Origin of the sequence: Phenylobacterium sp. (genome assembly GCF_965284355.1) — a bacterium.
Lineage (GTDB): Bacteria > Pseudomonadota > Alphaproteobacteria > Caulobacterales > Caulobacteraceae > Phenylobacterium.
Genome location: NZ_OZ260078.1, coordinates 2,603,255 through 2,628,258 on the forward strand (window position 1 = coordinate 2,603,255; position 25,004 = coordinate 2,628,258).

At 69.8% G+C, this 25,004-nt stretch carries 22 protein-coding genes and 1 tRNA gene; 12 read left to right on the plus strand and 11 right to left on the minus strand.

Going from position 1 to position 25,004, the window contains the following annotated elements:
- The first annotated feature begins 5 nt into the window (after positions 1-5).
- From fabB to ACQ66R_RS12645, 4 genes are all read left to right on the plus strand, one after another.
- Entirely contained in the window at positions 6-1,211 is a 1,206-nt protein-coding gene (gene fabB, locus ACQ66R_RS12630) for a beta-ketoacyl-ACP synthase I (RefSeq protein ID WP_430422455.1), read from the plus strand.
- Positions 1,211-1,387: an oxidoreductase-like domain-containing protein gene (locus ACQ66R_RS12635; protein WP_430422457.1), complete on the plus strand. Its 177-nt coding sequence runs from the start codon at positions 1,211-1,213 to the stop codon at positions 1,385-1,387. The genes fabB and ACQ66R_RS12635 overlap by 1 nt, the downstream gene beginning before the upstream one ends.
- A gap of 75 nt (positions 1,388-1,462) precedes the next feature.
- Positions 1,463-2,284, plus strand: coding sequence for an enoyl-ACP reductase FabI (locus ACQ66R_RS12640; protein ID WP_430422458.1), 822 nt, complete (start codon positions 1,463-1,465; stop codon positions 2,282-2,284).
- 85 nt (positions 2,285-2,369) lie between these two features.
- A protein-coding gene (locus ACQ66R_RS12645; RefSeq protein WP_430419033.1) for an IS630 family transposase occupies positions 2,370-3,312 on the plus strand; the annotation gives its coding sequence in 2 pieces (ribosomal slippage) (positions 2,370-2,705 and positions 2,707-3,312; 942 coding nt in all).
- Between the two features lie 127 nt (positions 3,313-3,439).
- Here ACQ66R_RS12645 and ACQ66R_RS12650 read toward each other — a convergent pair.
- The 3 genes from ACQ66R_RS12650 to ACQ66R_RS12660 are packed head-to-tail and all read right to left on the minus strand — an operon-like array spanning position 3,440 to position 6,790.
- Positions 3,440-4,048: a TetR/AcrR family transcriptional regulator gene (locus tag ACQ66R_RS12650; RefSeq protein WP_430422460.1), complete on the minus strand. Its 609-nt coding sequence runs from the start codon at positions 4,046-4,048 to the stop codon at positions 3,440-3,442.
- Positions 4,048-5,673, minus strand: coding sequence for a DHA2 family efflux MFS transporter permease subunit (locus tag ACQ66R_RS12655; RefSeq protein WP_430422462.1), 1,626 nt, complete (start codon positions 5,671-5,673; stop codon positions 4,048-4,050). Before ACQ66R_RS12655 ends, ACQ66R_RS12650 begins: the two co-directional genes overlap by 1 nt.
- Positions 5,674-5,677: 4 nt before the next feature.
- Complete coding sequence (locus ACQ66R_RS12660; protein WP_430422464.1) at positions 5,678-6,790, minus strand: HlyD family secretion protein; 1,113 nt, start codon at positions 6,788-6,790, stop codon at positions 5,678-5,680.
- Positions 6,791-6,956: 166 nt separating this feature from the next.
- On the opposite strand from ACQ66R_RS12660, the gene ACQ66R_RS12665 reads away from it, so the two are divergent.
- Positions 6,957-8,204: a UbiH/UbiF/VisC/COQ6 family ubiquinone biosynthesis hydroxylase gene (locus ACQ66R_RS12665; protein WP_430422466.1), complete on the plus strand. Its 1,248-nt coding sequence runs from the start codon at positions 6,957-6,959 to the stop codon at positions 8,202-8,204.
- 36 nt (positions 8,205-8,240) lie between these two features.
- Here the strand turns inward: ACQ66R_RS12665 and ACQ66R_RS12670 are convergent, their stop codons facing one another.
- The 4 genes from ACQ66R_RS12670 to ACQ66R_RS12685 form a co-directional block, all read right to left on the minus strand.
- Positions 8,241-8,444 carry a Trm112 family protein gene (locus ACQ66R_RS12670; RefSeq protein ID WP_293361077.1) on the minus strand — a complete coding sequence of 68 codons (204 nt, stop codon included), beginning with the start codon at positions 8,442-8,444 and terminating at the stop codon, positions 8,241-8,243.
- A gap of 9 nt (positions 8,445-8,453) precedes the next feature.
- Positions 8,454-9,110, minus strand: coding sequence for an LON peptidase substrate-binding domain-containing protein (locus ACQ66R_RS12675; protein ID WP_430422468.1), 657 nt, complete (start codon positions 9,108-9,110; stop codon positions 8,454-8,456).
- Positions 9,111-9,129: 19 nt separating this feature from the next.
- Positions 9,130-10,041, minus strand: a complete 912-nt coding sequence (locus tag ACQ66R_RS12680; protein WP_430422470.1) for a tetratricopeptide repeat protein — start codon at positions 10,039-10,041, stop codon at positions 9,130-9,132.
- Between the two features lie 69 nt (positions 10,042-10,110).
- Positions 10,111-10,617 (minus strand): prolyl-tRNA synthetase associated domain-containing protein, encoded by a 507-nt coding sequence (locus ACQ66R_RS12685; protein WP_430422471.1) that lies wholly within the window; start codon positions 10,615-10,617, stop codon positions 10,111-10,113.
- 215 nt (positions 10,618-10,832) lie between these two features.
- Here ACQ66R_RS12685 and ACQ66R_RS12690 point away from each other — a divergent pair, with 215 nt between their 5' ends.
- The 5 genes from ACQ66R_RS12690 (at position 10,833) to ACQ66R_RS12710 (ending at position 15,721) form a co-directional block, all read left to right on the plus strand.
- Positions 10,833-11,552: a PEPxxWA-CTERM sorting domain-containing protein gene (locus ACQ66R_RS12690; RefSeq protein ID WP_430422473.1), complete on the plus strand. Its 720-nt coding sequence runs from the start codon at positions 10,833-10,835 to the stop codon at positions 11,550-11,552.
- 115 nt (positions 11,553-11,667) lie between these two features.
- Complete coding sequence (locus ACQ66R_RS12695) at positions 11,668-12,423, plus strand: DUF6065 family protein (RefSeq protein WP_430422475.1); 756 nt, start codon at positions 11,668-11,670, stop codon at positions 12,421-12,423.
- Between the two features lie 90 nt (positions 12,424-12,513).
- Positions 12,514-12,588, plus strand: a tRNA-Gly gene (locus ACQ66R_RS12700).
- A 120-nt stretch (positions 12,589-12,708) separates the two neighbouring features.
- On the plus strand, positions 12,709-14,934 hold the full coding sequence (locus ACQ66R_RS12705) for a sugar-transfer associated ATP-grasp domain-containing protein (RefSeq protein ID WP_430422477.1): 2,226 nt from the start codon (positions 12,709-12,711) through the stop codon (positions 14,932-14,934).
- Positions 14,924-15,721 (plus strand): NTP transferase domain-containing protein, encoded by a 798-nt coding sequence (locus tag ACQ66R_RS12710; RefSeq protein ID WP_430422479.1) that lies wholly within the window; start codon positions 14,924-14,926, stop codon positions 15,719-15,721. The genes ACQ66R_RS12705 and ACQ66R_RS12710 overlap by 11 nt, the downstream gene beginning before the upstream one ends.
- 110 nt (positions 15,722-15,831) lie before the next feature.
- Here ACQ66R_RS12710 and ACQ66R_RS12715 read toward each other — a convergent pair whose 3' ends face one another.
- The gene (locus tag ACQ66R_RS12715; protein ID WP_430422480.1) at positions 15,832-17,970 is read right to left on the minus strand and encodes a TonB-dependent receptor plug domain-containing protein; all 2,139 of its coding nucleotides are present in this window, start codon (positions 17,968-17,970) and stop codon (positions 15,832-15,834) included.
- Positions 17,971-18,070: 100 nt separating this feature from the next.
- Here ACQ66R_RS12715 and ACQ66R_RS12720 point away from each other — a divergent pair, with 100 nt between their 5' ends.
- A complete protein-coding gene (locus ACQ66R_RS12720; RefSeq protein ID WP_430422482.1) occupies positions 18,071-18,538 on the plus strand; it encodes a winged helix-turn-helix transcriptional regulator in 468 nt (155 codons plus the stop codon).
- Here the strand turns inward: ACQ66R_RS12720 and ACQ66R_RS12725 are convergent.
- Positions 18,505-19,950, minus strand: a complete 1,446-nt coding sequence (locus ACQ66R_RS12725) for an SH3 domain-containing protein (RefSeq protein ID WP_430422484.1) — start codon at positions 19,948-19,950, stop codon at positions 18,505-18,507. The two genes, ACQ66R_RS12720 and ACQ66R_RS12725, sit on opposite strands and share 34 nt — an antisense overlap.
- Before the next feature lie 15 nt (positions 19,951-19,965).
- The gene (locus tag ACQ66R_RS12730; RefSeq protein WP_430422485.1) at positions 19,966-22,005 is read right to left on the minus strand and encodes a caspase family protein; all 2,040 of its coding nucleotides are present in this window, start codon (positions 22,003-22,005) and stop codon (positions 19,966-19,968) included.
- A 261-nt stretch (positions 22,006-22,266) separates the two neighbouring features.
- On the opposite strand from ACQ66R_RS12730, the gene ACQ66R_RS12735 reads away from it, so the two are divergent.
- Positions 22,267-24,000, plus strand: a complete 1,734-nt coding sequence (locus ACQ66R_RS12735) for an ATP-binding protein (protein ID WP_430422487.1) — start codon at positions 22,267-22,269, stop codon at positions 23,998-24,000.
- A gap of 21 nt (positions 24,001-24,021) precedes the next feature.
- Here ACQ66R_RS12735 and ACQ66R_RS12740 read toward each other — a convergent pair whose 3' ends face one another.
- Positions 24,022-24,981, minus strand: coding sequence for a helix-turn-helix transcriptional regulator (locus tag ACQ66R_RS12740; RefSeq protein ID WP_430422489.1), 960 nt, complete (start codon positions 24,979-24,981; stop codon positions 24,022-24,024).
- Between the last annotated feature and the right edge of the window lie 23 nt (positions 24,982-25,004).

Here is a 25,004-nt window from a genome sequence, read left to right on the forward strand (position 1 = left end):
GTCTGATGCGCCGCGTCGTCGTGACCGGGATGGGCATTGTCTCGTCCATCGGCAACAACACCAATGAAGTCCTGGCCTCCTTGCGCGAGGCGAAGTCGGGCGTGACCGCCGCGCCCGAGTACGCCGAACTGGGATTTCGCTGCCAGGTGCATGCGCCGCCGCGCATCGGCTGGGAGGCGATGGTCGACCGTCGCGCCGCCCGATTCCTGGCCCAGGGCACGGGCTTCAGCCACATCGCCATGGAGCAGGCGATCGCGGACTCGGGCCTCGAGGAGTCGGAAGTCTCCCACGAGCGCACCGGCCTGATCGTGGGCTCGGGCGGCCCGTCCACCCGGTCGATCATCGAGGCGGCCGAGACCGCGAAGACCCGTGGCCCCAAGCGGGTTGGTCCGTTCGCAGTGCCCAAGGCGATGAGCTCGGGCCCGTCGGCCACGCTCGCCACCTGGTTCAAGATCCGCGGCCTGAACTTCTCGATCAGCTCGGCCTGCGCCACCTCTACCCACTGCATCGGCTCGGCCTACGAACAGATCCTGATGGGCAAGCAGGACGTGGTGTTCGCCGGCGGCACGGAAGAGCTGGACTGGACCCTGTCGGTGCTGTTCGACGCGATGGGCGCCATGGCGTCCAAGTTCAACGACCGGCCCGAAGTGGCCTCCAGAGCCTATGACGCCGATCGCGACGGCTTCGTGATCGCCGGCGGCGCCGGCATCGTGGTGCTGGAAGAGTACGAACGCGCCAAGGCGCGCGGGGCCAAGATCTACGGCGAGATCGTCGGCTATGCCGCAAACTCGGACGGCTTCGACATGGTCGCGCCGTCGGGCGAGGGCGCCGCGCGCTGCATGCGCCTGGCCAACGCCGACAATCGCACGATCGACTACCTGAACCCGCACGGCACCGGCACCCCGGTGGGCGACGTGAAGGAGATGGAGGCGGTCCGCGCCGTGTTCGGCGACCACGCGCCGCTGATCTCGTCGACCAAGTCGCTGACCGGCCACAGCCTGGGCGCCGCGGGCGCTCAGGAGGCGATCTATTCGCTGCTGATGCTGAACAACGGCTTCGCCGCCGAGAGCGCCCACATCGAAAACCTGGACCCGGCCTTCGCCGACCTGCCGATCGTGCGCCAGCGCATCGACAAGCCGCTGGAAACGGTGATGAGCAACAGCTTCGGGTTCGGCGGCACGAACGGCTGCCTGGTGATGGCGCGGGCCTAGTGGCCGGCGAGATCCCGCGGCCGCCCGACAAGCCGCGGGACTACGAGTGCTGCAAGCGCGGCTGCTGCCCGTGCATCTTCGACTACTACTACGACGCCCTCGAGCGCTGGGAACAGCGCGTCGAGGCGCTGGGGCACGATCCGAAGGAAGTGCTGAAGCGCTTTCCCTCCCCCTAGTCAGAGCATCCTGGCCGCTGGCGCGGCCTGTCCCGCCCCATTAAGGGAGGGAAACGAACGAGGGAGAACCACGCCGTGGCCGACGAGTATCAGATGCCGACCGGGACCCTGATGAAGGGGAAGAAGGGCGTCATCACGGGGGTCGCCAACCACCAGTCCATCGCCTGGGGTATCGCCAGTCAGCTGGCCGCCCAGGGCGCCGAGCTCGCCTTCCTGCACCTGCCGGGCATGGAGCGCCGGGTGACGCCGCTGGCCGAGAGCGTGAACGCGAAGCTGATCGCGCCGGCCGACGTCACCGACGACGCGGCCATGGACGAGGCCTTCGGCAAGGTGGCCGACACCTTCGGCCAGATCGACTTCTTCCTCCACGCCATCGCCTTCGCCAACAAGGACGAGCTGAAGGGCAGCTTCGTGGACAACACCACCCGCGAGGGCTTCCTGCGGGCGATGAACATCTCGGCGTTCAGTTTCGTCGACTGCGCCCGGCGCGCGGCGGCCCTGATGCCCGAGACCGGCGGCTCGATCGTGACGCTCACCTACATGGGCTCGGAGCGGGCGATCCCGAACTACAACACCATGGGCGTGGCCAAGGCCGCTCTGGAGGCCGCCACCCGCTACGCGGCGCGCGACCTGGGACCCAAGGGCATCCGGGTGAACGCGCTGTCGCCAGGGGCGATGAAGACGCTCTCGCTGGCCGGCATCTCCGGCGGCCGCGGCATGCTGGCCAAGGGCCGCTCGCTGTCGGCCATGAAGGAAGACACCTCGATGGAAGGCGTCGCCGGCGCGGCGCTGTGGCTGCTGTCCGACCTGGGCAGGTCGACCACCGGCGAAGTCGTCCACGTGGACGCCGGCTTCCACATCATGGGCTTCTCGGACGACGAAGAGACCGAAGCCTAGAGCGTGACCGCGCTTAGCTGAATCGGGATTCCGGGTTTGGGCGGATCATGATTCAAGATGTGGGCTGGATGGGAGGCCAGCTCGCATGGGTCGACCCTACTCGCTTGATCTGCGGGATCGAGTGGCGCGCTTCGTGGTGGCGGGCGGGACGTGCCGTGAGGCGGCGGAGCGGTTCGGGGTCGGGGTGGCGACGGCGGTGCGCTGGTCGCAGCGTCTGCGGAGCGAAGGCAGCGCCGCAGCGCGGCGGATGGGCGGTCATCGGCCGCTGGTGCTGGCGGGCGAGCGGGACTGGCTGCTGGCGCGGATCGCGGAGCAGCCGGACCTGACGCTCCGGGCGATCCAGGCCGAGCTCGCCGACCGCGGCGTGGTTGTGAGCTACGACGCGGTGTGGCGTTTCTACCTGCGCCAGGGCGTGACCTTCAAAAAAAAGCCTGCACGCCATCGAGCAGGACCGACCGGACGTGGCCAGGAAGCGGGACCGCTGGCGACGCCATCAGGGCCGGCTTGATCCGCGCCGCCTGGTCTTCATCGACGAGACTTGGGCGAAGACCAACATGACCCGCACCCACGGCCGCTGCGCGCGTGGCCAGCGGCTGGTCGGCAAGGTTCCTCACGGCCACTGGAAGACCCTGACCTTCCTGGCCGCACTGCGATGCGATCGGATCGACGCGCCCTTCGTCCTGGATGGGCCGATCAACGGCGAGTGGTTCCGGGCCTACGTCGAACAGGTCCTCGTCCCGACGCTCGCCCCCGGCGATGTGGTGATCATGGACAACCTCGGCAGCCACAAGGGCAAGGCCGTCCGCCAGGCCATCCGGCGCGCCGGCGCGCACCTGATTTTCCTGCCGCCCTACAGCCCCGACCTGAACCCCATCGAACAGGTCTTCGCCAAGCTGAAGACCCTCCTGCGCAAAGCCGCCGAGCGCACCGTCGAAGCCACCTGGCGACGCATCGGCCTCCTCCTCGACCACTTCTCAGCCGCCGAGTGTGCCAACTACCTCGTCAACTCCGGATACGCTCCATGCTGAAGCGGTCACGCTCTAGAGCGCATCCCGCCGAGGATGAGCCACTGCAGGCGACAAGGATGCGCTCCAGCAGGAAGACGACGAGCCCGTGTCTCCCGCTCGGCTTTATTAAAGCCAAGGGGGACGGGCTCTAGGGCGCGTAGGCGCGCATGAAGCGCGTGGCGGCTTCCACCGCCACACGCTCGATTTCGGCGTCGGTCAGGTCGACCGGCTGGCCCATCAGGGTGGCGGTCTGGAAGCGGCCCAGCACCATGCCGCCGAAGAACTCCGCGGCCTCCAGCGGGTCGGGGCATGACAGGCGCCCCGCGGCGTTCTCCAGGCGCAGGAAGTCGGCCAGGTTTCGCCGGCTGGCACGGGGTCCGGCCTCGTAGATGGCGCGGGCCACGTCGGGCATGGTCGTCGAGGCCAGCATCGCCATGCGATAGATCGCCATCCCGCGGGTGTTGAGCACGGCGTTCAGCAGGACGCGCGCGTAGGCCGCCAGCGTCTCCTCCGGCGCCTCGATCGCGCCCGGCGCAGCCAGCACCTCGCCGATCTCGTGGGCCCGGCGCTCGGACATCGCCCGCGCCAGCTCGGCCTTGCCGCCATAGTGATTGTAAATCGTCTGCTTCGAGACGCCGGCCCGCCGCGCGATCTCCTCCAGCGAAGCGCTCAGGCCCCGCTCGGCCATCACCTCCATGGCGGCGTCGAGGATCGCCTCGTTCTTCGAGACATCGATCTGGCCCGCCACGCGCGGCATCAGTGGCCCCCGCCCTGCTGCTTGGCCGGGTCGATCGACACCGGCTTCACGAAGAAGGCCAGCCCTACCGCGAACCAGCAGCCCATCGCCAGCGCGGCGAAGGCGTCGCCGAAGCTCAGCACGGCGGCCTGGCGGTGGATCATCAGGTTCATGGCCTTGGCGGCCATGCCGTTGGGGTCGGATGCGCCGCTGGCGGCCATCATCTGGGTCAGCCCGTCCATCAGGCCGGCGCTGGCGGCGTTGTCCATCGACGCGGCGCTGGCCAGGTCCATGTAGTGGACCGCGCCCTGATGGCTGAGGATGGTGGACAGCACGGCCAGGCCGATCGCCCCGGCCACGTTGCGAACCAGGTTAATCAGCCCCGAGGCGTCCTTCATCATCGTCACCGGCAATGAGGCGACGCTCATCTGCTGGGCGGCGATCATCGCCACCATGGTGCCCAGGCCGCGCGCGACCTGCAGGATGAAGAACTCGGCAAAGCCCCACTGGTCGGTGACCCGCACACCCTGCTGGATCCCCCACGCCGCCAGCGAGAACCCGAGGATCATCGCGACCCGCGGGTCCATGAAACGCACCAGCCGTCCCGCGATGGGGGCCGACAGGAACATGGTGGCCCCGGTGACCAGCATGGTGTTGCCCACCTCGGCCGACGAGAAGCCGCGCACCTGGCCCAGGAAAATCGGCATCAGGAAGGTGCCGCCAAACAGGCTGACCCCGGTCACGAAGGTCATGACGATGCCCAGCGAGAAGTTGCGGTCGCGGAAGGGGGCCAGCGAGACGATCGGCTGCCAGTAGACCAGCTGGCGCCAGATGAAGGCGACGCCCGTCAGGCCGGCGGTGACGGCCAGCCAGAGGATCACCGGATCGTCGAACCAGCCCTCGGAGTTTCCCTCCTCCAGGCAGTACTGCATCGAGAGCAGGAACACCGCCATCAGGCCGAGGCCCCACCAGTCGATGCCCTTCGACAGGCTGGGGTCGCCCTTGTCGAAGTTGGCGTAGCGGCCGACCAGGAAGATCACCAGCACCCCCACCGGGATGTTGATGAAGAACAGCCAGCGCCAGCTCAGCAGGTCGGTCAGGTGGCCGCCCAGCGTCGGGCCGATGGTGGACGACAGGGTGACGATCAGGCCCACGATGACATTGGCCGTCACCCGGCGCTCGGGCGGGAAGACGGTCATGGCGGTGGCGAACACCGGCGGGATCATCGCCCCGGCGAACAGGCCCTGCAGCGCGCGGAAGAAGATCATCGCCGCGACCGACGACGACAGGCCCACCGCCGCCGAGGTGATGATGAACCCCACCACCGCGATCACGTAGAACGACCGCGTGCCCCACATCTTGGTCAGGTAGGCGGTCAGCGGCATGACCACGACCTCGGCCAGCAGGTAGATGGTCTGAACCCAGCTGATCTCGTCGGCCGTGGCGCCGATGCCCGACTGGATCTGCACCAGCGAGCTGGCCACGATCTGGATGTCGAGCATGGCCATGAACTGGCCGATCACCATCCCGCCGAAGCCCAGGAACACCTTCACCCAGTCGACGGCGCTGCCGTCGGCGCCCAGCATCACGGGCGCGTCGGGCTTCCGCACCCGCGGGGCTTCGGGATGGAGGACCGCGTCAGTCACGGGGCTACTGCGCCGCGCCCCGGTGGGCGAACTGGGCCGGCGTCGCCGCCGCGCCCGCCTCGGCGAACGAGGGGCCGGTGTCGCGGGTCACGTCCACCTTGACCTTCAGGGACAGGCCGGGACGCAGGCCGCCGGCCAGCTTCTGGTCCTTGTCGATGGCGATGCGGACGGGAAGGCGCTGGGTGATCTTGGTGAAGTTGCCGACGGCGTTCTCCACGGGGATCAGCGCGAACTCGGCGCCTGTGGCCGGCGCGAAGCTGGCGATGCGCCCCTTTATCGGTTCCTTGCCGAAGGCGTCGGCGTGGATCTCCACCGGCTGGCCGATGCGCAGGCGCGAGACCTGCGTTTCCTTGAAGTTGGCGACCACATAGGCGTCGGCCAGGGGCACGATGCTCATCAGGGCGCCGCCCGGTCGCACGTACTGGCCCACGCGCACGGCCCTGGCGCCGACGACCCCGGCGACGGGCGCGCGGATTTCGGTGCGGGAGAGGTCGATGCGGGTCTGCTCGGCGGCGGCCCGCGCGGCCGCCGCCTGGGCCAGGCTCTGCTCCCGGGCCGAGCCCAACGACTGGGCAGCCCGACGCTCGGCCTCCAGGGCCGCGCGCGCCTGTGCGACCCCGGCCTCGGCTTGCTCCTGGGCGTTGCGCGCCGTCTGCGCGCGCTGCGGCGAGACCCAGCCCTGCTGCGCGAGCGCGCCATAGCGCTTCAACTCGCCGTCGGCCCAGTTGGCCTGGGCGTGGGCGCTCTCCACGGCGGCCGCCCGCTGGGCGATCATCGCCTGTTCGAGGCGCGCCTTGTCGTCGACCGCCGAGACCGCCGCCTCCAGGGCCTGGGCGTTGGCCTCGGCCTGGGCCAGTCTGGCCTTCAGCGTGGCGGGGTCGATGCGCACCAGAACCTGGCCGGGACGGACCGCCTGGTTGTCGTCGACCAGCACCTCGGCGACGTAGCCGTCCACCAGCGGCGCCACGGTCACCTTGTCCGCGCCCACGAAGGCGTTGTCGGTGGTCTCGTACTTCTGGCGATCGATCCACCACAGGCCGCCGCCCACGGCGACGACCACCGCGGCCACGCCGCCCGCCGCGATCGGAACCAGACGGCCCTTCGGAATACCGGCCATGACATGCCCCCACTCGGGAAAATTGGACGCAACCGTCCATCGTCAAACTCGAAATAGGCGCAGGTCCCGTTACCGGCAAGTGAAGAGTGGACGACTTCGTCCATTTTATATCCGGTCGCCCGTCATCGCGCTGGACGGCGCGCCGGGTTCGTGGCCTATCCGCCGCATGAGCCAGGACGTTGACGTCATCATCGCCGGCGCGGGCGTGGCAGGCGCCACGCTGGCGCTCTCGCTCTCCCGGGCCGGGCTGACGCCCGTGCTGGTCGACCCGATGCCCTTCGAGGCCCAGCTGGCCCCCACGTTCGACGGCCGCGCCTGGGCGATCGCCTACGCCGCCTTCCGCCAGTGGAATGCGCTGGGCCTGGCGGAGGCCCTGGAGCCGCACGCCCAGCGGATCGAGCAGATCCTGGTCACCGACAACTCCACGCCGGGCGCCGCCACCGGCGGCGCGCCGCCGTTCTTCCTGCGCTTCGATTCCGAAGAGATCGCCGATCGCTCCGATGGCGAGCCGCTGGGCTACCTTCTGGAGAACCGGCACGTCCGCGCGGCCCTGGCGACGGCCATCGCCGAGGCGGGGATCGAGGTGCTGGCGCCCGCCCGGGTGGCCAAGGCCGCCTTCACCCCGCGCGAGGCCCAGGTGACGCTGGAAGACGGCCGGGTGCTCCGCGCGCCGCTAGCCGTCGGCGCCGAGGGCCGCGGCTCGGTGATCCGCGAGGCCGCCGGGATCGGAGCGATCGGCTGGGACTATCCGCAGGTGGGCGTGGTGGCGACCGTGCGCCTGGAGCAGAGCCACCAGGGCGTCGCTTACGAGCACTTCCTGCCCGACGGCCCGTTCGCCATCCTGCCGCTGACCGACAACCGCGCCAGCCTGGTCTGGACCGAGAGCCCGGCGAACGGCGCGGCGCTGAAGACAGCGCGGCCGCAGATCTTCCAGGCCCACCTCGAGCGCCGGTTCGGCGACTTCCTGGGCGAGATCCGCGTCGAGGGACCGATCTTCACCTATCCGCTGAGCCTGCAGCTGGCCGAACGCTTCATCGCGCCCCGCGCGGCCCTGCTGGGCGACGCCGCCCATGGCGTCCACCCGATCGCGGGGCAGGGGCTGAACCTGGGCCTCAAGGGCGCGGCAGCCCTGGCGGAGGTGCTGGTCGACGCCCTGCGCGTGGGCGAGGACATCGGCTCGGAGGTGGTGCTGGAGCGCTACGCAGCCTGGCGGCGGTTCGACACCGTGACGCTTTCGGCCGGCATGGACCTCTTCGTCCGCCTGTTCTCCAACGACCATCCGCTGCTGCGCACGGTCCGCGGCATGGGCATGGCGGCGGTCAACCGCATCGGCCCGGCCCGGCGGTTCTTCATGCACGAGGCCGGCGGCGCGGTCGGCGACCTGCCCCGGCTGCTGCGAGGCGAGGCGCTTTAGTCTCCCTGCCCAGAACGGAGGGGAAAGGGCTCGGCCCTACTCCCCTTCGCCCAGCTCGCGGGCTTCCTCGGGCAGCATGATCGGCACGCCGTCGCGGATGGGGTAGGCGAGGCGGGCGCCCTTGCTGACCAGTTCGGCCTTGTCGCGGTCGTAGGTCAGCGGCCCGTGGGTCACCGGGCAGATCAGGACTTCCAGCAGGCGCGGGTCGACGTCGGCCAGCAGAGGTGCGGGTTCGCTCATGGGGTCCCTCTACTGCAGAGAGGTGTGCTCGTCATCCGGATCGGACGCGTCGATCTCGAGCAGGGTGGTCAGCACCTCGAAGCGGCCGGCCAGGTCGGGCGCCTCCAGGAACGCCTGTTTCTCGGCCGGCTCGAACGGCAGGCCCATGCACAGGCTGTTGACCAGCGCCTCCAGAGGCGCGTCGTTGGCCGTCGCCCAGTCGATGTCGAGCTCGCGGTGGTTGAGGTATCGCTTGAGGGCCGTGGCGAAGCGGCTGCGGGCTGCGGCGCTCACCTCGGCCTCTTCATCCTCGCCCAGATCGTCGCCGAACCGCTCGTACTTCGCCCGCACCTGGCGATAGGGCAGGCGAAGATCCAGCTCCTCACCCGTATCGAAACGGCAGAGGCCGGTCAGGGTGATCAGGTAGCGGCCGTCCGAGGTCTCGGCATAGCTGGTGATCCGGCCCAGGCACCCAACGGGCGACAGGATCGGCCGCGCGCGCGAACCGCCGCGGGTCTGCAGCATGCCGATCACCCGGTCGCCCGCCATCGCGTCATCGACCATGTTGAGGTAGCGCGGCTCGAAGATCTGCAGCGGCAGCTCGCCGCCCGGCAGCAGCAGGGCGCCGTCCAGCGGGAAGACCGGGATCAACTGCGGCAGTTCGGAAACTGTGCGGTAGGACGCCATGCAGCCCCTTCTTAAAGGCCTAACTGAACAGGATGGATGACAGCTTGCGTCGACCTTGCTTGGCGACCTCCGACATGTGCCCGGCCGCCTCGAAAATAGTCAGCAGCTGCTTGCGGGCAGCCTGATCGTTCCACTCGCGGTCGCGCCCGATGCTCTCGATGAGTTCGTCGACGGCTTCATGCATCTTGCCGGAAGCGGCCAAGGCCTTGGCGAGTTCCAGGCGAGCCTCATGGTCGTCAGGGTCGCGAGCCAGCCGCTGCTCGAACTCGGCCGTCTCGGAGGGCGCCTCGGCGGCCAGCGCCAGGGCTGCGCGCACCGCGTCGATGTCGGGATCCTTGGCGTCCGGGGGGGCCAGCTCCAGCACCTCGCGGGCCTGCTCCAGGTCGCCGGCCTGCTGCAGCACCCGCGCCATGCCGCCGATGGCCTTCACGTTCGTGGGGTCCATCTGCAGCACCTGGGCGTAGGCCTGGGCCGCGCCGCCGGGATCGCCCAGCTCCAGCGACTCCTTGGCCATGGCCAGCAGCTCATCGGCGGGCGAGACACCGGCGCCCGACTTCGCCAGGCGGTCGACGAACTGCTTCACCTGGCTGTCGGGCAGGGCGCCCATGAATCCATCGACCGGCCGGCCGTCCACGAAGGCGAACACCGCCGGGATGGACTGCACCCGCAGCTGGCCCGCATAGGCGGGGTTCTTGTCGATATCGATCTTCACCAGCTTCACCGCGCCCTTGGCGGCGGTGACGGCCTTTTCCAGCGCCGGGCCCAGCTGGCGGCACGGGCCGCACCAGGGAGCCCAGAAGTCCACGATGACCGGGACCTCCTTCGACGCCTCGACCACGTCGGCCATGAAGCTGGCGTCGGTGGTGTCCTTGATGAGGTCGCCGGCTTGGGTTGCGGCCAGCTGGCCTTGGGTTCCCCCGATCAGGGTCATGCCCGGAATTCCTTGTGTCGAAGCGTTCAATCTACTCGCGCCAAAAATGGGCGCCGTCGAGGCCTGGCGCTAGTTCACGACCTGCATTGCGGCGAAATCGACCACCATCGGCGTCACGCCGATCCCCGAGAGGAACGTCCGGAACCCCTCGCGGGTGACCGTGGTGGTGGCGGTGTTGGTCAGCGGGTGGAAGTTCACCAGCTCGGCCTCCGCGAGGGTCCGATCCAGGATAAAGCGCACCCGCCGGTCAGTGTCGTTGATCAGGCCGAACGCCGTCACGGACCCCGGCGTCACGCCCAGGGTCTCGGCCATCAGCTCGGCGTTGCCAAACGACAGCCGCGCCGAGCCGATGACGGTGTGCAGCCGCTTCAGGTCGATCTGCGCGTGGCCCTCGGCCGAGATCAGCCAGAGCTGGCCCTTGGCGTCCTTGAGGAACAGGTTCTTGGTGTGAGCGCCCGGGATCCGGGCCTTGATGTCCTCGCCCTCGCCCACCGTGAACACGGCCGGGTGGTCCATCGTCTGGTGGGACACGCCCAGGCGGTCGAACAGGGCGAAGAGGTCGGTGCGGGTCTGCATGCCTCGCCATACTCAACATGGTGACCAGAGCGAAGAGCCCACGACCGCGAGGGCGACTCAACGAAACTCAAGTCCCTGTGTTTTCGTCAGAAATCTCAAAAAAACGCGTTCTGGGCGAATCCGGTTCGGTGACCCATAGTGGTGAAAGTATGATTAACGTTGATGAACGGGAAGGCTCCCGGGGTATGGGGCCTGTTTTACCATTGGGGATGCCTATGAAACTTCGTTCGCTCATGGCGGCGTCGGCCGCTGTTGGCCTCCTGGCAGCCGCCTCGGCCGCCAATGCCGCCATTGTGGTCTCGTCGGCCGTGAGCAATCAGCTCTACACGACCAACGAGGGCGTGATCCTCGAGGACTTCGACGCCATCGACAGCCCGCTCACCACGTTCACCGGCAATGTCGTGGGCCCGTTCACCGAGAACGGTGATGGCGACTTCGACGTCTCCAACAGCGCGCCGCCTCCGTACACCGGCGACGGCTCGATCACCGTCTGCTGCCAGGGCGGCAACACCTACGAAGGCGACCCGACCCGCTACGCGTCCGTGCAGGGGTCCGGGCTGTCCACGTTCTCGGTTGCGCCCGGGTACGTGCTGAAGAGCTTCAACTTCTACATGGGCTCGCCCGACAGCTACAATAAGGTGACCTTCAACCTCCTCAACGGCGGTTCGCAGGTGTTCTCCGGCGATGCGATCTGGGGCGGCAACGGCGTGCTCGGCAACGGCGACCGCACCAAGGGCTTCCGCGTCTACTACGACTTCAACGGCGCCAAGGTGTCTTCGATCACCTTCCAATCCGGCTCGGACGCGTTCGAGTTCGACGGTCTGGCGGGCAACGTGGCCGCCGTTCCCGAACCCGCGACCTGGGCCATGATGATCCTGGGCTTCGGCGCAGCCGGCGCGATGCTGCGCTCGCGCCGCCGGATGGTCGCCGCCTAGTTCTGCGACCGATCACTTGCGGAAGGGCCCCGGCTGCAAACGCAGGCGGGGCCTTTTCATGTCTGGGGGCGGGCGCGTAAGGGTCTTGGCGCAGAGGCCAGCCGAGCGAGACCCGATGGAACTGGAGTGCTACCCGACCGTCAGCCGCGACGTGACGCCGCCCGAGATCGTTCCGGGCCGCCAGCCGCGCGCGTGGATGGACAACTTCCTGGCCCGCCACCCCTATCGGTGCCTGCCGCTGAACATGGCCAACACCTCGGGCTGGGAGATCCTCTGCCCCGTCAGCTTCACCGCCGAGTGGAACGGCGGGCTGATGCAGGAAGATATCAAGCTCACGCCCGACCGCCCGCACCCGCACTTCCACCACTATGTCTCCAGCCACTTCAGCCACGGCGTGGTGACGTTCCACGTGGGCTACATGTTCCGCACCCCGCCGGGCTGGTCGATGATGGCCATGGGCACGCCCAACCACGTCAAGGACGGCATCCAGCCCCTGGCCGGCGTGGTCGAGACCGACTGGCTGCCGTTCCCCTTCACGATGAACTGGCTCTTCACCCGCCCCGGCAAGGTGCGGTTCGAGAAGGGCGAGCCCTTCTGCTTCATCACGCTGCTGCAGGACCACCCGCTGCACGAGATCCAGCCGGTGATCCGCCAGCTCGATTCCAACCCCGAGCTTCGCCACCAGTACGACGTCTGGGAGAAGCATCGCTCGGAGTTCAACAAGAAGATTTTCCGCGGCGATCCCGAGGCCACCAAGGAGGCCTGGCAGCGCTACTACTTCAAGGGCGAGTTCCCCGAAGAGGCCGGCGCCGCCGCCCCCGAAGGCCACGTCAACAAGCGCCGTCTGAAGGCCCCGCGCATCGGCCGCTGAATCAGCTGTCGCAGCCCGCTTGCAAAGCCGAAAGCGGTCTGCCATAAGGCCGCCTCTCGCATTTGGGGGCGTCAAAAACCCCTACGGAGCGCGGGCGTAGCTCAGTGGTAGAGCACAACCTTGCCAAGGTTGGGGTCGAGAGTTCGAATCTCTTCGCCCGCTCCAATTTTCCAGACCGTCGAAGCGTCTAACGGCCCTCCCGGGGGCCGCGCTCGCGCGTCTGAGGCGCGACGGACTGTAACAATCCGATGCTAGGCGGGCGGGTCGCAAACGGATCCCCGCGCCATGGGCTACGACTGGTTCTACTTCGCCAAGAAGGCCTACGCCCTCTATCCGGGCGTCGTCGCGCCCACGTCGGGCCCCTTTCTCGCCGCCCACTATGCGCGGCGGCGGGCGCGGCGCGGACCGCTGCGGGCGGCGCTGGATGCGCTCGTGGGCCTGGGCTTCCAGGCCTGGGTCCCGTTTCGCGCCGCCAAGGTGCAGCGCAAGTTCGGGCTGGATGAGGCGTGGCGGCGGCAGGCTGTGGCCATCGCCCGGGCCCGCTTCGCCGACCCGCAGGACATCGCGCTGTTCCGGATCGAGCGCGCGGACGAGCTCGGCGCCTACATCCGGCGCTTCGAGGACGCGGCCCTGAACAAGCGGATCAACCCGCGGGGCTGGACCCGCGGCTGCGCCCTTGCCGACAAGGCCGCGTTCTATGACCGCTGCGCCGCCGCCGGCCTGCCCCACCCCCAGACCTTGGCGATGTTCGCCGACGGCCGGCTGACGTCCTACGCGGAGCCGGCCGGGCGCGAGTTGGTGGCCAAGCCTGTCGATGGCGAAGGCGGCGACGGCGTCCTCCTGCTGGGCGCGTGCGGCGATGGTCCGGCCATCGCCCGCGCCCTGGCCGGTCGGCGTGGGACATTGGTGGTGCAGCCGCGCATCGCCACCCACCCGGATCTCGCCGACCTGGCGCTGAACGCCCTGCCCACGGTGCGCGTGGTGACCATCCTGGACGAGGTTGGCCGGCCCGAGGTGGTGAGCGCGACCTTCCGCTTCGCCTCGGTCGCGCACGCCACGGTCGACAACATGAAGGCGGGTGGACTGATCGCCGCCGTCGACCTGGCGACGGGCGCCCTCGGCGTCGCGTGCAAGGGGTATGGCGGGGAGGATCACGCTGCCCATCCCGTCACCGGCGCGACGATCGTCGGCCGCGAACTGCCGGACTGGCCCCAGGTGAAGGCGCTGGCCGAGCGCGCGCACGCCGAAGCCTTCGGCGACTACGCGCTGATCGGCTGGGACATCGCCATGACGCCCGAGGGGCCCGTGCTGATCGAGGGCAACGGCAAGCCGGGCGTGCTGATGCCCCAGCGGGCCGCGCGGCGCGGACTGGGCGACGGCCGCTATGGCCAGCTGCTGGCTCATCATCTTGCCACCAAAGCGTATCGGGGCCGTCACGCGACGCAGCTAACTCTCCGACCCGGCTCAAGGGGAGAGACCACCATGGCCGGTTCCAAGGCCCCGCGTCGGCTGTCCGCCGCCGCCCGCCGCGCGCTGCGCATCCTGTTCATCGCCAAGCACGCGCGATGGGAGGGCGGGGTCCATCCCGAGGATGGCACCCATGCTGTATACCACCGCGAGATGCGGGGCGTTCTGGAGGAGATCGGCCTCAACCTCGAGATCGCCAACGACTATCGTGTGCTGTTCGAGCGTCCCTGCGCGGACTTCGTGTTTCCGCTGCTGAACCGAGGCGGGTTCCTGAATTCCGAGATGCTGCTGCCGCTGCTCTGCAACCGGCTGGGGCTGCCCTACCTGGGCGCCTCGCCCATCCTGCGGGGCCTGGCCGACGACAAGCACCTGGCCAAGCTCGCGGCCGCCGCCCGCGGCGTGCCGACGGCGCCCTGGACGGTCTATCGCCGCGGCGCGGCGCTCGATGCCGCCCTGTGCCCGAAGGCGGCTCAATACGTGATCAAGCCCAACGCCAGTTCGGCCAGCTGGGGCGTCAGCGAGGCCGGCGACTGGGCCGGCGTGCGCAACGCCGTGATCCAGCTGCACGACGAGGGCCACGACGCGATCGTCGAGCCGTTCATCGTGGGCCACGACATCGAGGTCTCGGTGGTGACCCTGCGCGGCGAGCCCTTGATCCTGCCCACCCAGATCGTCGAGCAGGCCGATCCCGGCAGCCTGCGCACCTACGCCGAGAAGCGAAACCTCATCACCGCCCAGGGCTACGAGATCCGGCCGATGGCGGCGGGCCGCGAACTGGCCCTGGCCGAAGCGCGCGCCCGCGAGGTAATGCGCGAGTATATGCCCTTCGACTACGGCCGCTTCGAGTTCCGCCTCGACGTGCGGACGGGCGAGATCCTGTTCCTCGAGGTGAACCTCAACTGCAATCTGTGGTCCCGCAAGACGATCGCCATGGCCGCCGCCCAGATCGGCTGGAGCCACCGCGACCTCATCGAGACCATCCTGGCCGAGAGCCTGGCCCGCCAGGGCCTCCTGACCCGCGAGGAGGTCGACGTTGCGGCCTGACCGTCCCTTCTGCGCCATCGTGCTGGCCGCCCAGCGCGCCGGCCGCACCGATCCGCTGGCCGACGCGCACGGCGTCGCCAACAAGAGCCTGGTCCAGATCGGCGGCTTCCCGCTGATCCGCCACGTGACGGACGCCCTGGCGGCGACGCCGGGCCTCACCCGCCTGCGCATCGTGGCCGAGCCCGAGGCCGAGGCGGCGCTTCGCGGGGTGCTGCGCGCGCCCTTCGAGTTCGTCCCGGCCGCCGACAATCTGGCCGACAGCGTCTACGCGGCGGCGCAGGGCGTGGCCGAGCCGATGCTGATCACCACGTCGGACAATGTCCTGCTGACGCCGGGCGCGGTCGTCGAGACCCTTCAGGCCCTGGCCGACGGGGCGGACGTCGCCCTGGCCCTGGCCACCGAGGCCTCGGTGAAGGCGGCCCATCCCGACGGCCAGCGGCGCTTCTACCGCTTCGTCGACGACGCCTATTCGAACTGCAATCTCTATGCGCTGTCGGGCGCGGCGGCGACGCGGGCGGCCGAAAGCTTCCGCAGCGGGGGCCAGTTCGCCAAGAAGCCGCTGCGCATGATCGTCCACCTGGGCCCGATCAACCTGGCGCTCCTGCTGCTGGGCAAGCTGACCCTGCGCGGCGCCCTGACACGGCTGGGCCGGCGGTTCCGTCTGACGGTCGCGCCGGTGATCCTGGCCGACGGCGCCCACGCCATCGACGTGGACAATACCCGCACCTACGCCTGCGCCGCCGAGCTGCTGCGCCGCCGGCGCGACCAGGAGCGGGCGGCCGCCTAGAGCCTGTTTCCATCAGGCGGAATCGCCTGATGGGAGCAAACAGGCTCTAAATCAAAAGCTTGAGCGCGTTTCGGCGCGGAAAACCGGTACCCACTTTTCCGCAACGCGCTCTAGAAGCGCCCGGAGACCTGGAAGCCGACGGTTCGCACGCCCTCGGGCCCGCCCCGGGCGTCGCGCACCTCGACCCGCTGGACGACGCCCGACGCCCGGCTGCCCTGGTAGAAGGTCCGCGTGCGGGTCTCGTCGGGCGACAGCAGATTGTTGACGAACAGGCGCGCCGTCACCGGCTTGATCTGCGTGGTCTCGACGAACAGGTCCAGGCGCGGGGCCGGGCGGCGGTAGGTGATCGCCTCGATCCGGCGATACTCCTCACGGCCCGACCATCCGACCACGCTGGCGCCCCACGACGCCTTCAGCTCCGGCAGGTTGTGGCGGTAGGTGACGACGTAGGCCCAGTCCTTGTTGCCGGTGTTGAAGGTGGGCGAGCCGCCCGGCGTGCCCTGGCGTTCGAGCGGCACGGAGAAGCTGCGCTTGTCGCCGGTGATCGGATCGGTCACCTGGGTCTGCTGCCAGAGCGCGGTCACCCGCAGTTCGGCGTTCGGCAGGCCCACAACGGTCAGCGGCGTGGCGCCCCGCACCTCCACGCCGATGCGCCGGCCGCGGCCGATGTTGCCGAAGGCGTCCTGGCCGGCGATCTCGACCAGGTCGTGCACGTCGTCCACCCGGTCGGCGAAGGCGGCCACCGTCAGCGCCGTGCGCGGCGCCAGGCGCTGCTCCCACTCGGCGCGCGCCTTCCAGGCCTTTTCCGGCACGAGGTTCGGATTGCCCTGGGTTGTGGCGGCGTTGATGAAATCGACCGTGCTCGAGAACTCGGCGAAGTCCAGCTGGGCGACGTCGCGGGTCAGGCTGAAGCGCAGGGTGCTGTTGGGGTTCAGCACGTGGGTGGCCGTGGCGCGGGGTTTCACATAGCGGAAGCTGCGCTCCTTTCGCTGGTCGCCCGACTGGGTGATGCGCGAGGCCTCGACGTTCAGGCCGTACTCCAGGGTCCAGGCCGGCGAGAGCGTCCAGATGTCGGTGGCGAACACCTCGCCGCGCGTCTCTTCCACGCGCGCGTTCGACACCGCCAGCGGGACGCGGACGGGCGCGCCGCCCCGGGGCTGGTTCACGATGTCCAGGGTGGTGTCACGATAGTTGAAGGCGCCCTCGGCCCCGAACTCCAGGGTATGCGCGGAACTGGCGGTCCATTTCAGCCGCGCCCGCACGATGCGTTCGCCATTCCGGGTCTCGCGGGACTGGGTGCGGGTGAGGAAGCTGGACGGGAAGGTCTGGATCTCGAAGACGTCGCGCTGGTCGATGCTGCCGTTCGACAGCAGGCCCACCAGCTTGAGCGACAGCGTGCTTGAGATCTGGTGATCCCAGTCGGCGCCCAGCTCGGCGGTGTAGTTGTTGTCGTAGTCGGTGTCTCCGACCAGCAGGCTGCGCGGCGCGCCCGCGCCGGTCACCTCGGCCTGGATGGTCTCCAGCACGTTGAAGTTGGGCGCTGCCTGGATGTTGGCGTTGACCCTGTCGTTGGGGCCGGGCCGCCAGCGCAGGCTGGCCGAGCCCTGGACGCCGATGTTCTGCGGCTTGCCCAGCACGCGCCGCGCGCCTGTGACCGCGCCCGTGTTGCTGAGCAGCACGTCGCGACTGTCGCCGCGGCCCAGCAGGTTCGGGAACTGTATGTCCACGGCCAGGTCGGCGTTGGGCGCGAGCTGGAAGTTGCGCGACGCCTGCACCAGCCAGCCCACGCGGTTCGAGTACTGCAGGTGGCGCAGGCCCAGCGAATAGGTGGTGGCCGCCGTCCGCTGCGTCGAGCGGGCGACGATCACGTTGACCAGCTGCGACTGCCCCCGCACGTCGAGGCCGGCCTGGGCGCCCGAGAGCAGCTCGATGCGGGTGACGGTGTTGGCCGGAATCCGCTTCAGGAGCTCAGCGGCGGACGTCTTGGAGCTGGGGCGCTCGCCGTTGATCAGCAGGTTGCCGGCCGAGGCGAACCCGCGCCGCTCGTCGCCGTCGCGCAGCTCGAAGCCCGGCACGCGGGCCACCATGTCGGCGGCGGTGACGGGGTTGTAGGGGGCGAAGAAGGCGGCCGGAAAGGTCGTGGCGCCGTCAGACCGGGCCGCCGCCGGGGCCTCCTGGGCCCATGCCGCGCCGGTCGCCGCCCAGGCCATCACCAGTCCGGAGGCCGCATATCGCGCCCAGTTCGCCATGTTTCATCCCCCTGGACCTCTTGCGCGAGTCCACTTTATGGACCCACTATCGACGCCCGTTCTAGGGACGTCAACGAACGAAGGCGGCGCAGGCCAACCGATGCGGTGGAACGAGCTGGAGAGCGACGATTGTCCGGTGGCGCGGGCCCAGGCGGTCCTGGGCGACCGCTGGACGATCCTGATCCTGCGCGACGCGCTGCGCGGCGTGAGCCGGTTCGACGTCTTCCATGAGCGGCTGGGATGCAGCCGAACGCTGATCGCACGGCGCCTCGCGCACCTGGTCGAAGAGGGCGTGCTGCAGGCCGAGCCCTATCAGGCGCGGCCGCCGCGCCACGACTACCGCCTCACCGATCAGGGTCGGGCTCTGGGCCTCGTCGTGATGCTGATGGCCCAGTGGGGCGAGACCTGGCGGCCGAAGGCGGGCGCCAAGCCCCTGCGCCGCCGCCACAAGGCCTGCGGCCACGAGTTCCAGCCGAGGGTGGTCTGCTCGGAATGCGGCGACCCCGTCGGCAAGGACGGGGTCGAGTATCCTGGCTACCCGAGACCCACGCGTTCCAGCAGCGCATAGAAGATGGTCTCCTTGCGCTGCGCCGCCTGGATGTCGGTCATCAGGGCCGAGAGGCGGCCCTTGCCGTTGTCGCGGGCAGCGATGACCGACTGGTTGTAGGCGCGGATATTGGTGGGACCCTGGACGGCCGGCGGCGGGGGCGCGGCCTTGGCCGGGGCGCCCTTGCCGCGTCCGGCGGCGGCGGCCTTGCCGGTCGGCGCGGGGGCGGCGGGGGCCGATCCGGGCGGGCCCAGGTCGGCGGCGCGGACGTAGCCGGTGGTGGCGCCCACTTCCACTTCGTACCAGCCGCCGTCCGGCCCCGACTTGGGCGTGATCGCGCGGCCTACCGGCAGATTCGTCACCGCCGCGGCCGACGCCACGGGCGCCGAGCGCACGGCGGTGGCGCGGATCGCGACCATATTGCTGGGCGGCGGGGCGGCCTGCGGCTGCGGGTTGTTGACCTGTTGCACCTGGGCCTGCTGGCCCGCCTGGGGCATGGCCAGCCTGGTCGTGTTGGCGGCCGTGGCGTAGGCCGGGGCCTGGTTGCCCAGCACCTCGGCCTCCGAAGAGCCGTCAGTCATGGCGCGGCCCTGCGTGAAGGTCTTGGACATCCCCGTGTGCTGGTCGACCACGCCGCCGGTGACGTCGATGTCCTTCTTCAGGGCTCCCAGAAGGTCGGTGCGCTCGCGACGGATCGCCTTGCGGTCCTTGTCGGTGCTGGCGCTGGCCAGGCGGGTGTTGATGTCGGTGAGCTGGGCGGCCCGGCATTCCACAAGCGCGTTGCCGTTGTCGACGATCGAACGGGTGACGGCGAGCTGGCGGCCCGCGTCCTGGTCGATGTTGAACGAGGCCTTCTTCAGGTCGCCGCCGGCTTCCTGTTCCTTGAGCTTCGCATAGGCGTCGGCCGTCGCCACGATGGCCACCAGCACCGCCAGGGCGGCATAGGCCTTCATGTTGTCGCCGCCGCCGAAGCCGACGTTGCTGACGCCCGGCACGTTGAGGCCCATCGCGCCCGACAGCATGTCGGGTCCGAACAGCGTGGCCGACGGGGCGGGCTGGGCGCCGCCGTTCTGCGCCGTCTGCTGCTGGGCCGCGCTCTGCATGGCCATGTTGGCGACGCCGCCCATCAGGCTGCTCATGCCGCCCATGCCGCCGAACCCGCCGCCGCCGCGGCCGCCGATGCCGCCGCTCATCACGCCCTTGGCCAGCACCATGGCGCCGGTCTTGAGGCCTTCGCCAATCGCGGCGCTCATCTTCGACTTCTTGAGGTCGTCGTATTCCTTGTCCAGCTTCACCAGCGGCGCGCGCTGGGCCTCGCAGGCGTTCAGGATCGCGTCCTTGCCGCCCTTGCTCTGGGCCCAGAGCGGCTGAACGCTGAGGCCGAGCAGCGCGATGGCGCTGACCGTTGCGCGGAATTGTCGAGACTTGAGCATCCTAACCCCCATCGCCTACTGCGCTCCGAGCCGCGCCAGCTCGTCACGCGAAGCTTCATCGCCGCCCTGTGCGGCCTTGCGGTACCATTCGATCGCTTTCTTGCGGTCGGCCCGAACACCCTGACCGCTCTCGTACATGATGGCCAGATTGCGCATGGCCAGCGGGCTGCCGCGGTCGGCGGCGGCCTGGAAGAGACGAACGGCCTCGGCCGGGTTCTGGCGCACGCCCGCGCCGCGCGCGGTCATGCTGCCCAGGCCGAGATAGCCGCGGGCGTCGCCGGCGTTGGCCGCGGCCCGGTAGTATTCCGCGGCCCGCGCATAGTCCTGCGGCAGGCCGGTCCCGGTCTCCAGCATCACCGCCAGGCTGGACATGCCCTCGGAATTCCCGAGTTCGGCGGCGCGCTGGTACCAGGTGGCGGCCTGGACCTCGTCCTTCATCACCGCCTCGCCGTCCTCGTAGGCATAGCCCAGGCGGACCATGGCATCGGTGTCGCCGGCCGTGGCGGCGCGCTGGTAGAGGCTGAACGCGCGGCGCGGGTCGCGCGGCACGCCCTGGCCCTGTTCATAGAGATCGGCCAGCTGAGCGATCGACGGCCCGTCGCCCGCATCCACCGCCTTCTGCAGCCAGCCGGCCGCCTGGCGGGCGTCGGCGGCGGCGCCGCGGCCCCGCAGGTAGGCCTCGGCCAGCATCCCCATGGCGGTGGCCGAGCCTTTGTTGGCCGCCTGCTGCAGGATGCGGAAGCCGTCGGCCTCGTCCTTGGCGGTCCCGAAGCCGTTCAGGCGGCAGAGCGCCCAGTTGACCATCCCGCCCGAGTGGCCGGCGTCGGCCGACGCCTTGAACCAGCGCGCGGCGGCGGCCACGTCCCTGGGCGCGCCCTTGCCGGTCAGCGACATGACGCCGAGGTTGTACATGGCCGCGCCGTTGCCCAGTTTCGCCGCCGCGTTCCAGTCGCGCGCGGCGCTGGCGTAGTCGGCGCGGGAGAAGGCGTCGCGCGCCGAGGTGACCAGCTCCTGGCCGGGCGTGGCCGAGCGCGAGGCCACCTGGAACGAGCCGGCCGGCAGCTTCTCGAGCGCCTTGATCCGGTTGAACGCCAGCTTGCGGAACGAGCCGGTGATCTCGCCCCGGTCCTGGGCCTCCATGTAGGCCCGGAAGTCGGCCGGATCGTCCGAGTCCTTGATCGACGTCCAGAAGACCTGGTCCTTCTCCCACTTGATCTTCGTGGGGTCGGCGCCCGGCGCGGCGGCGGCGACCTGCTTGGGCGGGCCGTTGGGATCGAATGTCCAGTTCACATTGCGCCAGATGCCCTGCAGGTCGGGCGTCTGCTCGCCCTCGGTCATCCGCTCGACCTCGGCCTGCACGTAGCCGGGCAGCTCGCCGACGGTGGCGCCCGGGCGCGTCATGCCCTGGGTCAGGGCGATGGCGAAGGGACTGTTGGCGGCGCCTGCGACGCCGTCCTGCGCCACCTGTCCGGGGGCGGCGGCCATCAGCGTGACCACCGAGACGCTGGTCGGGCCGGTCTCGCGCGCCAGGCCGCGGGTGTTGCCGCCCAGGCTGCGGGTGGCGGTCGGGTTGTTGCGGCAGGCGTCCAGGATGATCAGACGCACCGACTTCGCGCCCGACAGGGCCTGGCCCAGACTGGCGGATTCCAGCGAACTGGCCGTCAGGGTCGTCTTGCTGGTGGAGACCGCGTCCTTGGGCAGCAGGTAGTTCACGCCGTCGATCATCGCGCCGTGCCCGGCGTAGTAGATCACCGCAGCTTCCGAGCCCTTCGCGGCCTCTTCGAACGCGCCCAGACCTTCGAGCAGCTGCATGCGGTTGGGGTCGGTGAGCGTGGTCACCTGGAAGCCCAGCTTCTGCAGCGTCGCCTGCACCAGCTTGGCGTCCTTTGCCGGGTTCACCAGCGCCGGGACCTTGTCGTATTTCGAGACGCCGATGATCAGGGCGACGCGCTGGGCCGCCCACGCGCCGCCGGCGAACGACACGTTGACCGCCACGGCGACCGCGATCGCCGTCCAGCCCTTCTGACATCGGTGGGTCCGATCCACCCGACGCATGCGCACACCCTCCAGCACCTGCACCGCATGATACTCCAAAAACGCCAGACGACACCGCAAAGGTCGGATCAGGCAAAGCTCCGACACATACCTATTCGTCGCCCGCCACGGCTTGGACGCGCATCCACGCAAGTTCCCGGCGCGGCCGCGGAACGCCCGAGCCACTCGCGGAATAGTCAAGCTTCGTCCGCGCGTTAACTCTACATTGTACCGGCTGCATCTACCGTAGCGGAAAGAAGAATACAGGGGGGCGTCGTCGTCGTGCTGGGGCGACTGTTCGACGAGAGGTTCAAGGCGGCCGCGGCGGGCATCTTCGCCTATGCGCCCGTGCGCCTGCTCATGTGCGCCTTTGTCTTTGGCTTCGTGGGCCTGGGCGTCGGCTGGCTGCCCGCAATCTTCTGGGCGTCTGCGGCCCTGTTCAGCGAAGCGGTGATGCTGATGGTCACCCGCAGCGTGGCCCGCGCCCAGACGCTGTCGCCGGGTCAGATCGCCGCCTGTGTCGCCGTCTACGCCGTCGCCGTGCCGATCTGGAGCCTGGCCGGGGTGCTGCTCTGGGCCGACAGCAGCGCGGCGTGCCAGCTGGCCGGCGCCGGATTCTTCGCGGGCCACCTGCTCTACATCCAGGCCCTGCACGCCCACTCGCCGGGCGCGGCGCTGCCCACCCTGCCGTCGGTGGTGGTCCCGATGGTCATGCCGATCGTGACGCCGCACTTTACCGGGACCGACCAGCTGATCGTCTGCATTGCGATGGCGGCGGTCTCCAGCCACGCGCTGCTCTGCATGTGGGTCAGCCTGACGAAGTCGCGGGCGCTGCAGGAGGCGCAGTTCGCCATGCAGGCCGCCAGCCTGGCCAAGAGCGAGTTCCTGGCGCGGATGAGCCACGAGATCCGTACGCCGCTGAACGGGGTGCTGGGCATGGCCCAGGCGCTGTCGGCCGAGCCCGACCTGAAGCCCGGCCATCGCCAGAGCCTGTCGGTGATCCGCCAGTCGGGCCAGAGCCTGCTGACCATCCTCAACGACGTGCTCGACCTGTCCAAGGTCGAGGCCGGGCGGCTGGAGCTGGAGGAGATCGCCTTCGACCTCGAGGCCACCGTGCGCGGCGCCCAGGAGGCCTTCGCGCCTCAGGCCGCCGCCAAGGGCCTGGCCTTCCGTCTGCACCTGGATCCTACGGCGCGCGGCGGGTTCCGGGGCGATCCCACACGGGTGCGCCAGATCCTCTACAACCTCCTGTCCAACGCCGTGAAGTTCACCGAGGCGGGCGAGATCGGCCTGACGGTGGCCGCGCCCAACGATGTGCTGACCGTGGTCGTGACCGACAGCGGCATCGGCATCGCGCCCGCCGACCTCGCGCGCCTGTTCAGCCGCTTCCAGCAGGTGGATTCCTCCACCACCCGCCGCTACGGCGGCAGCGGCCTGGGCTTGTCGATCTGTCGAGAACTGGCCGAACTGATGGGCGGGTCGGTCACGGTGGAGAGCCAGCCGGGGCAGGGCAGCCGCTTCGTCGTCACTCTGCCGCTGCCACGCGTCGAGCAGGCGGCCGCGGCCCCGGCGGCCGACACGCTGGACGCCGGCCTGGCGGACAGCGACGTCTCGCTTCGGGTGCTCGCCGCGGAAGACAATGCGGTGAACCAGCTGGTGCTCACCACCCTGCTGGGCCAGGTGGGCGTGGCGCCGGACGTGGTGGGCGATGGGGCCGCGGCGGTCGCCGCCTGGCGGGACGGCGAGTGGGACGTGATCCTGATGGACGTCCAGATGCCGATCATGGACGGCGTCGAGGCGGTCCGCGCCATCCGCGCCGCGGAGCTCGCGCAGGGCCGCCCGCGCACGCCCATCCTGGCGTTGACCGCCAACGCCATGGCCCATCAGGTGTCAGAGTACCTGGACGCGGGCTTCGACGGCCACGTGGCCAAGCCCATCGACGCCGGGCGGCTGTACCAGGCGATCGCCGAGGCGGTGAGCGTGGACGACGCTGGGGCCAAGACGGCGGCGGCTTAGCATTCGCAGATCCGGGCGCGGCTAGTCGTACACGCGCGCCAACCGTCGCGCCGCCTCCGCCATCGCCAGGCGCAGCTCCGGCGGCTCCAGCACCTCGACCTGGTCGCCCAGCCGCAGAAGCGTGGCGACGGCTTCGCTGCCGGTCTCGATGGGGATGGTGATGTCCCGGCGCCCGCGGTCGTCGGGCGCGCCGGCGTCGCGGACCGCCAGCGCGATGGCGGCGCTTTCGCGCGCGAGACGGCGCAGCGCGCTGTCGGTGGCCAGGAGGCGCGCATGGCCGGTCTGCATGCGGGCCTCGTATTCTCGGCAGAAGGCGGCCCAGAACGCGGCGAGGTCGAACCCCGCGACTGGCTGGGCGGGTTGGTCCAGCACCTCCAGGGCCTGGATGCTCGCGACGCGATAGGTCCGAGGCGCCCCGCCCACCGCGGCCACCAGGTACCAGACGCCCGCCTTGAGCACGACGCCCAGCGGGTCGACCTCGCGATCGACCACCTTGGCCCAGCTGTCGTAGCGCAGCCGCACGCGCCGGCCGCTCCAGACCGCCACGGCCAGCTCGGGCAGCAGGGCCTGCTCGTCGGCGCCCCTGAACCAGGAGACCGGATCGACATGAAAGCGCGCGCCGACCCGCTCGGCGTCGCCACGGGTCTGGTCGGGCAGCGCGGCCAGCAGCTTGAGCCGCATCCGCTGCAGCGCCTCGCCCAGCCCCAGCTGCGCCGCCGCGCCCGGCAGGCCGGCCAGGAACAGGACCTCGGCCTCGTCGCGGTTCAGGCCGGTCAGGCGGGTGCGATAGCCATCCAACAGCCGGAAGCCGCCGTTCCGCCCCTTCTCGGCGTAGATCGGCACGCCGGCGGCCGAGAGCTCGTCCACGTCGCGATAGATCGTGCGCACCGACACCTCGAAGCGCTCGGCCAGCTCTCGGGCGGTGGCCTGCCCCTTGGCCTGTAGGGTCAGCAGGATCGAGAGGAGACGGCTGGCGAGCATCTTTCCGACAATGCCAGAAAATA